Raw genomic sequence first — 3,466 nt, 5'->3', positions numbered from 1 at the left:
GTCAGACTGCAATTCCTGGTAGATATTGCGAAGCGATGGCGGAATACCCACTCCGGGCAACACGGAAAAACACAGTCCGTGCGCCTGTCCTGCTCCGTGGTACGGGTCCTGGCCGAGAATGACCACCTTCACCCGATCAAACGGGGTGTGGTTAAACGCGGCAAACCAATTCGCAGCTTCAGGATAAATAACCTTGCCCTGCTGTTTCTGCTGTCGCAAAAATGTTTTCAATGCGGACATATAGGGAAGGGCAAATTCGGCTTCGAGCACAGCCAACCAGGATGGGTGCAGTTTGATATTGGACTTATCCGACACGGCTTGTTTCCGGTTATGATGACAACAGGCTGCAATAAACCGGAATTCCCGAGCCAAATCAACCTCCGGTGTCGGCGGCCAGGACAAGGTGAGGCAACAGCATGATAGGACACCGGTGGAAAAAATAGGCTTGGCACTGGGTGGCGGCGGCGCAAAGGGGGTCAGCCATCTACTGATTCTGGAAGCCCTGGAAGAAATGGGGCTCAAACCCGCCTATGTCACCGGCACCAGTATCGGCGCACTGATCGGCGCCATGTACTGTGCGGGCATGTCCACCCGGGAGATGAAGAACATCTTTCTTGAGTTCAGCCTCAAGGACAACGAATCCTTCAAGCACATCGTCACCAAAAAACACATTTTCAAATGGCTGGACTTTATCGGCCCACAGTTTCGCGGCCGCGGCCTGATCCGGGTGGAAAACCTGCTGACATACCTGTTTGAATCGGTCCACGCCAAGCGTTTTACCCAGTTGCAAATCCCCCTGAAAGTCGTCGCCTCGGACTTCTGGAGCCGCCAGCAGGTGATTCTGGATAAAGGCGCCTTGATACCCGCCATTCGCGCCAGCATGTCCCTGCCCGGACTGTTTGAGCCCGTCAAAATTGGCGATCGGATACTGATCGATGGCGGTGCGGTAAATCCGGTGCCGTTCGACCTGCTGCCCGACGATTGTGATATGACAATTGCAGTGGATGTGATCGGCGAGCGCGCTGTGACCGGCAAGATCCCCTCCCTCTCGGAAGCAGTGTTCAATACCTACCAGATCATGCAGAAAAGTATCATCCGCGAGAAATTGGCCCGCGAGCCCCCCGATATTTACATCGAACCCAATGTGGTGGATGTGAGGATGCTGGAATTTTACAAAGCCAACGAAATCTTCAAACGGGCGACCGCCACCAAAACCCAGCTAAAGCGAAAAATCACCCAGTGGCGGAGACGCCGCGAATAAAGGTTTCAATCGCCTCATTGGTTTCACGGGGTTTCTCGATTGGCGTGCCGTGACCGGAATCGGCAACGACAGCCAATCGGGCATTCTGCATGGCGGCCACCACCGCCTGCTTGGCGGCAACGGGTGAGTAATCCCGATCACCGGTGAGCATCAACGTTGGGGTAGCGATACCTGCCAGTCGGTCCAGTACGCTCCAGCCAAACAATGACTTTAGGTTTTTCAAATAGATACGCTTAGGATTGGAAGCGATTTGTTCAGCGAATAGGGCAATCAACGGCTCCCGCCCCTCACCGGGAAACATCTTTTCTGCCACCTTGCGCCCATAGGCTTTCATGCCCAGCAGGTGGATGGACAACAGCCGTGTCCAAAGCATTTTCTTGGCGGCAAAACTGTCGTTGGGCAGCGCCGGACCGGAGTTAATGATGATCATGCTGCGCAATCGATGGGGGGCATCCACCGCCATTTGAAAAGCCACCATGCCGCCCATGGAAAGGCCCACCACATGGGCCGAGGCAATGCCCAGCTGATCCATCAAGGCAAAAATGTCGGCGGCGTGACCCGCCACGCTGTAATGGCCATCCGGCTTGCCCGAGTCACCGTGGCCGCGAAAATCCGGTGCAATCACCCGCCAGCCCTGGCGAAAGTGGTCTATTTGTGAGGCCCAATCCCTGCGGCTGACGCCGAGACCGTGCAGCAACAGCAGCGGTTCACCCCGCCCTTCATCCGCGAAGACCATGTTCACCCCATTGACTTCTGTTTCCGGCATTGACCTGCCTCCCCGCGCAAGCTGAGACAGGACTTTGACCCATTCACAATGGTCGCGCAAGTTGCGACTTATTGATTGAGCAAACTTGCCCCCATAGAGGTGATTTCCAAGTGGCGATGCACATTTTTTACCGGAAATTAGCGCCGTGTTTTGGTAGGATGCCCCAGCCGAAAAGCCGAATTGGCAACCGGATATTCCTACGGTCATCACTTACTGAAAACATGATGGATACCCTATGAATCTGCAGGCCCGCTACGACAGGCAAATCGCCACCTGGTTGGTTATCTGTGCTGTCATCATTATCACCATGATTCTACTGGGCGGCGTCACGCGACTGACCCGCTCAGGCCTGTCGATGGTGGAATGGAAACCCCTGATGGGTATTATCCCCCCACTCAGCGAGGCAGCCTGGCTGGAAACCTTCGAGAAATACCAACAATTTCCCGAATACCAGAAAGTGAACAAGGGCATGAGCCTGTTCGAGTTCAAGGAAATCTTCCTGTTTGAATACCTCCACCGATTGCTGGGACGCCTGATCGGGGTCATTTTCCTGCTGCCCTTCCTGTTTTTTTATTTCACCCGCCGTATCAAAGCGGGGCTGACACCCAAGTTGACAGGCATGTTTGTACTGGGTGGGCTACAGGGACTGCTCGGCTGGTACATGGTAAAAAGCGGCCTAGTGGACAACCCCCGGGTCAGCCAATATCGGCTTACGGCTCACCTTGGCACCGCTGTATTTATCTACGCCTATATTCTCTGGGTAGCCTGGGGGCTGATCTATCCCTCACCGGATTCCGCGGTTGGACAGGGACTGAAACGCTATGCCGCGGTGTTGAGCGGCCTGGTGTTCCTGATGATCCTCTCCGGCGGCCTGGTGGCCGGCACCCACGCCGGGCACGCCTACCCCACTTTTCCGTTAATGGCGGGCAGTTTCTTTCCCGCTGGTCTCTACGCCACTGACCCCGCGTGGCTCGCCATCTTCGAGGACATCACAACCATCCAGTTCAACCACCGCATGTTCGCCTATCTATTGATCGTACTGATTGCTGTTTTCGTATTGAAAAGCCTCCGCCAGACAGGCCTTTACCCGGAAGCGCGAGTCGGGCTCAAGCTGGTGCTGGCCATGCTGGCAATCCAGGTTAGTCTGGGGATTTCTACCCTGCTGCTGCATGTGCCGGTGCCGCTCGCGGCTGCCCACCAGGGCGGCGCGGTGCTGTTATTTACCAGCGTCTTGTTCGTCACTCATCGGTTGCGTCATTAGTCACCCTACTGCATCTGGACAAGGCGACAAAAGCTTGATGGTTGACTGCCGCTAATGTTGATACCGAATGCGATCCGGTATACTTTTTAACCTTCTTTTTTATCCCATGCTTGGAGCAATGACATGAAGAAATTGATTGGTACACTGATGGTGGCAGCGCTTGTTGCCTCAGCGGGGC

General features: G+C 55.0%; 4 protein-coding genes. 2 read left to right on the top strand and 2 right to left on the bottom strand.

Going from position 1 to position 3,466, the window contains the following annotated elements:
• The coding region (locus ABY948_RS11785; RefSeq protein WP_461482729.1) for a uracil-DNA glycosylase at positions 1-315 on the bottom strand (315 nt) is incomplete at its 3' end.
• A gap of 115 nt (positions 316-430) precedes the next feature.
• Here ABY948_RS11785 and ABY948_RS11780 point away from each other — a divergent pair.
• Positions 431-1,261, top strand: a complete 831-nt coding sequence (locus ABY948_RS11780; protein ID WP_461482728.1) for a patatin-like phospholipase family protein — start codon at positions 431-433, stop codon at positions 1,259-1,261.
• Here the strand turns inward: ABY948_RS11780 and ABY948_RS11775 are convergent.
• The gene (locus ABY948_RS11775; RefSeq protein ID WP_461482727.1) at positions 1,233-2,027 is read right to left on the bottom strand and encodes an alpha/beta fold hydrolase; all 795 of its coding nucleotides are present in this window, start codon (positions 2,025-2,027) and stop codon (positions 1,233-1,235) included. The genes ABY948_RS11780 and ABY948_RS11775 overlap by 29 nt on opposite strands.
• Before the next feature lie 235 nt (positions 2,028-2,262).
• On the opposite strand from ABY948_RS11775, the gene ABY948_RS11770 reads away from it, so the two are divergent.
• The gene (locus ABY948_RS11770; protein ID WP_461482726.1) at positions 2,263-3,288 is read left to right on the top strand and encodes a COX15/CtaA family protein; all 1,026 of its coding nucleotides are present in this window, start codon (positions 2,263-2,265) and stop codon (positions 3,286-3,288) included.
• The last annotated feature ends 178 nt before the right edge of the window (positions 3,289-3,466 follow it).

The organism is Porticoccus sp. (assembly GCF_041592135.1).
Classification (GTDB): domain Bacteria; phylum Pseudomonadota; class Gammaproteobacteria; order Pseudomonadales; family Porticoccaceae; genus Porticoccus.
Note: the sequence above shows the minus strand (reverse complement) of the source record. Positions and strands in the feature narration are given on the sequence as shown.

What these genes read in the sequence shown, in the direction of transcription:
- ABY948_RS11775 (WP_461482727.1), bottom strand. Translation starts at nt 2,027, where the DNA reads ATGCCGGAAACAGAAGTCAATGGGGTGAACATGGTCTTCGCGGATGAA.
- ABY948_RS11770 (WP_461482726.1), top strand. Translation starts at nt 2,263, where the DNA reads ATGAATCTGCAGGCCCGCTACGACAGGCAAATCGCCACCTGGTTGGTT.